Here is a 5,980-nt window from a genome sequence, read left to right as displayed (position 1 = left end):
CCGATCTCGGGCCTCAACACCTCAAGATCTGCACAGGGGACGGCGTGTACTGCGTCAGGCGCTCCTCAGCGACCCACAGATGGAGCACAAGAGCCGATTTTCCCGCGCGCGGCCAGCCGGTGTAGCCCGGCCGCCCAGGCCGCCCCGGCCCGAGCCGTCGCGCAGGCGCCATCAGCGGTGGGTGGCCGGCCCGCACCGCGCGGGGTGACCTCGGCGATGCCGCCGTACCGGATCGCCCGTCGTCACCTCGGCCAGGCCCTCGATGACCTCCAGGTCCGTCAGACCCTGTCCTGGAGCAATCAGTTCGTCGTGCTGGCAGGGCAGGTGCGACGACAGCGGTGTGGTGGATCACCCTTCCGGGGCAGGCCGAGCAGTGGTACGACACCCGGCAGGCGGAGGAGCTCGTCACGGGCCTGTGCGCGAGGGCGGGCATCATCTGGGAACCGGTGGCTCACCCCGGCGGCGAGGCGCAGCTCGCCGAGACGCTGGCCCGGATCGCGGCGCGCCGCACCGGCGGATCCTGACCGACCGCGGCCGCCGACGCCGCCCGGGCGGCGCGGCCTGTTACCGCCAGGGTGCGCGTGCCAGGACCAGGCCGCGGACCTCGAGGGCGCCGTGGTGGCGCAGGAAGCGGGCGACGGTGACCATCTGCGCGCCGGTGGTGAATACGTCGTCGACCAGGAGGATCCGTCGGCCGGCGACGGGGAAGCGGAGCTCCAGGGCCGCAGCGTGTGCTTCGGCGGCGGCCATTTTGCCCTGCCAGATCGGCCCTGATCCGGCGGATGCCGCCGTGGCGTGGGTCTTGACGAGGACCGGACGGTCAGGGTCGGGAAAGGGCCACCGGCCCGTTCGGTTCGCCTCGCTCGCGGCACGCATGATCGCCTCGATGTGCTGCGGCCGGCGGTCGGGCGCGGTGGGATTACCCAGGATCAGGTCGATGCCGGCGATGTCACGGGCGTGGTTGTCGAGCCACCCGACGATCAGCCGGCCGTAGATCATCGCCCAGCCCAGGGCACCGTCGTACTTCAGCCGCGGCAGCGTCTGCTTCAACGCGCCGTCGTACATGGCGACGGCGTCCACCGCGGTGAAGTGCCGCTGCTCGATCGGCCAGCCGCAGATCCGGTTCCCACAGACGGTTCCCCGCCCGGTCAGGGCCTGGCTGCACACCAGGCAGTGCGCGTCGGCCACCTGCGGCAGCGTCGCCGTCGCGCAGGCGGCACAGATCGCCGGCGCACCGGTCAGCACGTACGCGCAATCACGGCAGCGGGGAAAGCCGAGCGGCTCCGGGAGAGCGGCAGGGTCGGTCACAGGCCGGCCAGCGCGAGCTGGAGTCGCTGCTGGCCGGCCTGCTGCGCCTGGGTGGCGGTGCCGAGGCGGCTGAGGACGTCGTCGAGCTCGGCGACCTCGATCGCCCGGCCTTCCGCGATCATCTTGGCCGCCCACGGCTCCGAGGTGGCCAGCGAACGCAGGAGGAAGACCTGCTTGCCGTGCTCGGCGGCGATTCTGGCCTGCATCTTGGCGCCGGAGGTGCTGGACGCCTCGATGACGACGCTGCCCATGGTCGCACCGGACGTGACGACGTTGCGGCGCGGGAACGTCCACCGGGCGGGCTCGGACGTCGGCCAGAACTGGGAGAGCAGCGCGCCACCTGACCGGACGATGGCCTGCGCGAGGTCCCTGTTCGCCGCGGGGTAGACCTTCGCGGCGATGCCGGTGCCCATCACCGCCACGGTGCGGCCCTTGGCCTCCAGGGTGGCGCCGTGGGCCGCGGTGTCGATGCCCTTGGCGAGGCCGGAGTAGACGACGACGTCCTGTTCGACGAGACCGCGGGTCATCCGGGCGGCGCGACGCAGGCCGTCCTCGGAGGCGCCACGGGTTCCCACGACAGCCACCGAGCGGCCGTCCTGGGAGGACAGCTCACCGAGGTGGAACAGGAACGGCGGGAGATTGGGGACCAGTCGCAGGTTCGCCGGATAGGCGGCGTCCAGCACCGTCACCAGCCGGGCCCCGGCCTGGTCGGCGGCCTCCAGCTCGGCCTCGACACGCTCACGGGCCTCGGCGAGCCGGGGCAGGGTCGCCCGGAGAATCGGGAGGCTCTTGCGCGCCGCCGTCGACTGCTCGGGCAGGTCACCGCCGAGAACCGACTCGATCCCGGCCGCGGTCTGGCAGGTTCGTGCGAGCAGGGACCAGTCCAGAGAGGTCTCGTCAAGACGCAGCGCGCACAGCGCCAGGAGATCACGGTGGAGAGCGGTCAGGTCGTCGGGCTGAAGGCCCTGGTCAGACGGGTGGTCGGACATGATCAAATCCTTCTACTCACGGCCCGGAATGTTCGAAGGGAACTGCGGCAAATCCTTGGGCCTGCCGCCATCATGTCGCACCGCACCGACGCTGTTCCAGCGGGGCGCTCCGACCCTCGCGGACCGCAACACATCCGCTCCCCTCCTCACCGCACCCGCCCCGAGGAACGTCGTGCACGCAACTTCGGCCGTTTCCGTCCGGGCGAAGCGTCGGCCGGAGCAGAATGTGCTCTCACCACGTGAGCCAGCCTGGCGCGCAGCGAGTCCTTGCCGACCCAGCCGCCGTGCAATACGGAGGCGGTTTCGCCCCCTGGCTTCCCCTGCCGCCCGCGCCGCCGGCCTTGAGTAGTGCGACCTGCGGAGGCCGTGACGGCGTTGCGGGAGGGTGGCCGTACGCTGGGCGTCCCCATGCACATCCGAGGCGTGGACATCATGGCCGAGGAGAGCGATCGTGGCGCAGGGACGTAGTGGCATCAGGGGTTCCCGGATCGGTGCAGGGCCGATGGGGGAGTCCGAGCGTGGCGACCTCGCCCTTCGCAAAGCGGTGTCGTTCTGGTGCGGCAACGGCCACCACACCCGGCCCAGCTTCGCGATCGAGGCCGTGGCCCCGGAGACCTGGGACTGCCCCAAGTGCGGCCTGCCCGCCGGCCCCGACCCAGACCAGGCCCCTGTCGCCGCAGGCAACGCCCCCTACAGGACGCACCTGGGCTACGTCCGGCAACGCCGGAGCCAGGAAGACGGCGAGATCCTGCTCAACGAAGCATTGGCCAAGCTGCGCGGGACCATCTGACCGCCTCGAGATGGCGCCGCGACGGAAACGATCCGGCACGGTGGCCAGCTGCCGCCCGCCGAGATGGCACACCGCCACCCTCACGGGCGCCGCCTACCGCCTCTACGGCGGCCTCGGCCTCCAATGCGCCCGGGTCCTCACACTCAACGCGGCTGCCGAGGCGTCCCACCAGTGCAGCTTCGACCCGCTCGATGACCGGCTGCGCATCGAAGCCGTCGCCGACCGGGCGCGCGCCCGGTTCGGGCCGGACAGCATCGGCCCCGCCACCCGTTACGGTGCGGCGTAGCGCTCGCACCGGTTCCGTCGAGCGCCGCGGTCATCGCCTCCGCGGCCCACTCCCGCCGAATTCCAAGGGGCGATCGACGGGCCCTGCTATCATGGTCGGCAACGGAGCGCTCCACTCCCTCCCGCGAACTGATCGCGGTCGAGAAATCGGCAGACGCATTTCCTGCCATCGGGGATCGCACCGCAGATCACGGCGACACCGGCTTTCGGCGTCGCACCATGCGCAGGCCCAGGTCGCGTGCCGACACCGCGCTGACCATGCCGCAGCCAGCCCTGCTGGGACACCACCGTTCCGGCGCGCCTGGAGCTGCACGGCCCACCTGGTACTGCCGCCCTTCGACACCACCTCCAGGGGAGGACCCTCTCGTGAGCACTGCAACCGAACCATCAACCACGTCCCGAACCGCCCTGCGTGAACCGGCCGCCGGCCGCCCCGCGCTGGACGGCCTGCTGCGGGCCGAGCTCCACCAACTCGCCTCCACCCTCGGCGTCCCAGGCGCCGCGCGGCTTCGCAAGGGCGAGCTCGTCGACGCGATCACCGCCAAACGCGCCACCGCCCGTCCGGCCACGAACCGCCGACCCGCCAGCGCCGCCAGTCCCCACACCTCACCCGACGCACCGTCACAGCGAACACCAGCCGCCCGCCGATCGCACCAGGCCACCTCCACCCCGAAGAGCGACCTCGTTCCGGCCGCCGGCATCCTGGACATCCGAAACGACCACGCCTTCCTGCGCACCTCCGGCTACCAATCCGGGCCAGACGACCTGTACGTGTCCTCGGCCCAGGTACGCACCTTCGGCCTGCGCCCCGGCGACGTACTGACCGGAGCCACCCGCGCCCACGGCAACGGCGACCGCCGCCCGGCCCTGACCCACATCGACACCGTCAACGGCCAAGCCGCCGACCAGGCCCACGACCGGCCCGAGTTCACCAAACTAACGCCGCTCCACCCGCAGCAGCGGCTGCACCTGGAAACCGACCCGGGGCTGCTGAACGGCCGCATCATCGACCTGGTCGCCCCGATCGGCAAAGGCCAACGCGGTCTGATCGTCGCCCCGCCGAAGACCGGCAAGACGATGATCATGCAGGCCATCGCGGACGCGATCACCCGCAACCACCCCGAGGCCCACCTGATGGTCGTCCTGGTCGACGAGCGTCCGGAGGAGGTCACGGACATGCAGCGCTCGGTCAAGGGCGAGGTCATCGCCTCGACCTTCGACCGGCCCGCCCGCGACCACATCACCGTCGCTGAGCTCGCCATCGAGCGCGCCAAACGCCTGGTGGAACTCGGACACGACGTGGTCGTGCTGCTGGACTCGATCACCCGGCTCGCCCGCGCCTACAACACCGCAGCCCCCGCCTCCGGCCGCATCCTCACCGGCGGCCTCGACTCCGCAGCGATCTACCAGCCGAAGAAGTTCTTCGGCGCCGCCCGCAACATCGAGAACGGCGGCTCCCTCACCATCGTGGCCACCGCCCTGGTCGACACCGGCTCCCGCATGGACGACCTGATCTTCGAAGAGTTCAAGAGCACCGGCAACATGGAGCTGCGCCTGGACCGCCGACTCGCGGACAAGCGCATCTTCCCCGCCGTCGACGTCCAGGCCTCCGGCACCCGCCGCGAGGAACTCCTCCTCGGCCCCGCCCGCACCTCCGCCGCCTGGACACTGCGCCGCGTGCTCAACGGCCTGGACACCCAGCAGGCGATGGAACTGCTCCGGGACCGGCTGAAGAAGACCATGAGCAACACCGAGCTCCTCCGCCAGGTGACCGCGACCCGGCCCAATGCAGGCTGACTCGCTCCAGGTCGCTCTACCACGAGTGTCAGCGCCGCCGGATCCGCCGACGAGCGCGTCAGGACGGAGAGGAAGAGGGCATGCCCGGGTCATCACGGGAGGATGGTCCGGCCAGACCGCGGGGATCGACGCTGTCGTCAGCCGCGAAGTCCATCGTGCTGCGCTTCCGGACGATGCCAACGTCCGCTGTCCTCGGCCGCGTCCATCATCGGCCGCGTCGTACCCGGCTGGAGCGTTGCCGAGTGGAGGCAGTGCGGGGGAGCAGTGATTGCCACTGCGGCATGAGGACTGGCCGGCCTGATGGCCACCGGCTACGGGGAGGACGGCGCGGTGCGGCTGCCGGGCGCGCACGTCATCGGCCAGCTCGACCTGACCAGCATCACCGGCCCCGCCCTGGTCGCCGACCGCCTGTACGTCGACAGCGGCCTGAACCATAGATCCGCCGCCTGGTCCGCGATGACGAAGGGCAGCCTGCCCGCTCCGAGACCGTGATTCGCTGGGCGGTGATCGGCAGCATGGTCCGCCGGCTCACCCGAGGCCGAGGCCGACCCGCCACACGACCCTCTCACGCGCCAACCCGTGCCCAGACGTGGTCTGATCGGTCAAATCCTCCGGCTCCGCGCCCAGATGGCCGCGAGTCGGACGGTTCACTCGTCATCCACGACCGCACCGGGGCCGGCGCGAAAAATTCTTGAAATTCGTGGCCCCGCAGCCGCCCTGTCGGCGTCGGGTGAAAACTGGTTCTGGATCACTTTTGGTGCAGGGCTGACGGACGGTCACCGTCGCGGGGTTGGCGGCAAGCAGGTCAGCG

6 protein-coding genes and 2 pseudogenes are annotated in these 5,980 nt (G+C 71.0%); 6 read left to right on the top strand and 2 right to left on the bottom strand.

Features of this window, described 5'->3' with window-relative positions; all coding sequences use genetic code 11:
* Window positions 1-338 precede the first annotated feature (338 nt).
* Window positions 339-524 (top strand): hypothetical protein, encoded by a 186-nt coding sequence (locus ACIOFR_RS41685; protein ID WP_401005981.1) that lies wholly within the window; start codon window positions 339-341, stop codon window positions 522-524.
* Window positions 525-564: 40 nt separating this feature from the next.
* Here the strand turns inward: ACIOFR_RS41685 and ACIOFR_RS41680 are convergent, their stop codons facing one another.
* Window positions 565-1,245: a ComF family protein gene (locus tag ACIOFR_RS41680; protein WP_401005979.1), complete on the bottom strand. Its 681-nt coding sequence runs from the start codon at window positions 1,243-1,245 to the stop codon at window positions 565-567.
* 59 nt (window positions 1,246-1,304) lie between these two features.
* Window positions 1,305-2,297 (bottom strand): DNA-processing protein DprA, encoded by a 993-nt coding sequence (locus tag ACIOFR_RS41675; protein ID WP_401005977.1) that lies wholly within the window; start codon window positions 2,295-2,297, stop codon window positions 1,305-1,307.
* A gap of 451 nt (window positions 2,298-2,748) precedes the next feature.
* Here ACIOFR_RS41675 and ACIOFR_RS41670 point away from each other — a divergent pair, with 451 nt between their 5' ends.
* From ACIOFR_RS41670 to ACIOFR_RS41650, 5 genes and pseudogenes are all read left to right on the top strand, one after another.
* Window positions 2,749-3,087: an RNA polymerase-binding protein RbpA gene (locus ACIOFR_RS41670; protein WP_401005975.1), complete on the top strand. Its 339-nt coding sequence runs from the start codon at window positions 2,749-2,751 to the stop codon at window positions 3,085-3,087.
* Window positions 3,088-3,127: 40 nt separating this feature from the next.
* Window positions 3,128-3,373 carry a hypothetical protein gene (locus ACIOFR_RS41665; protein WP_401005973.1) on the top strand — a complete coding sequence of 82 codons (246 nt, stop codon included), beginning with the start codon at window positions 3,128-3,130 and terminating at the stop codon, window positions 3,371-3,373.
* 218 nt (window positions 3,374-3,591) lie between these two features.
* Window positions 3,592-3,879 (top strand): annotated as a pseudogene (locus tag ACIOFR_RS41660) (hypothetical protein); the annotation flags it as partial.
* A gap of 6 nt (window positions 3,880-3,885) precedes the next feature.
* A pseudogene (gene rho, locus ACIOFR_RS41655) lies at window positions 3,886-5,169 on the top strand (transcription termination factor Rho); the annotation flags it as partial.
* A 300-nt stretch (window positions 5,170-5,469) separates the two neighbouring features.
* A complete protein-coding gene (locus ACIOFR_RS41650) occupies window positions 5,470-5,661 on the top strand; it encodes a hypothetical protein (RefSeq protein WP_401005971.1) in 192 nt (63 codons plus the stop codon).
* Window positions 5,662-5,980: the final 319 nt, after the last annotated feature.

The organism is Kitasatospora sp. NPDC088346, assembly GCF_044740765.1.
In the GTDB taxonomy this organism is placed as follows: domain Bacteria; phylum Actinomycetota; class Actinomycetes; order Streptomycetales; family Streptomycetaceae; genus Kitasatospora.
This window is presented reverse-complemented; position numbering and strand designations above follow the sequence as displayed.